Source organism: Oceanospirillum sediminis, from assembly GCF_014164585.1.
Classification (GTDB): domain Bacteria; phylum Pseudomonadota; class Gammaproteobacteria; order Pseudomonadales; family Halomonadaceae; genus Oceanospirillum; species Oceanospirillum sediminis.
In genome coordinates this window covers 1-329 of record NZ_JACJFM010000288.1, presented here as the reverse complement: position 1 = coordinate 329, position 329 = coordinate 1, and the positions used below count along the sequence as shown (strand labels likewise).

The following is a 329-nucleotide window of genomic DNA, read 5'->3' as shown; positions in this document are numbered from 1 at the left end:
CCTTAAACTCCGTCATATTGATCACAGTCAGGTTATCACCGCCACCAAATACCTGATCGGCCAGCCATTGACCTAATTCATACTCCAGTTCTCTCGCTAGAAACTTAATCTTATCTCCACATGCATTTATATTAGATGATCTAACATCATATTTAGACTTTAATATTACAACAGAGTAAACAAGAACAGAAACAGCTAAAAAAATTTGAAACGCATCCAGCAATAAGTCATTAATAGAGAACCTTACACCATCCAGTTTCAAAAGCGGCATCAATATCATCCCTAAAGATAGTACTGTTGCAGTGACAAAAGAAAATGAAGACTGATGC

The 329-nt window shown here is 36.5% G+C and carries 1 protein-coding gene; it reads right to left on the bottom strand.

Going from position 1 to position 329, the window contains the following annotated elements; genetic code table 11:
• Positions 1-329: hypothetical protein (locus tag H4O21_RS24940; protein ID WP_220495903.1), on the bottom strand; the 329-nt coding region annotated here is incomplete at both ends.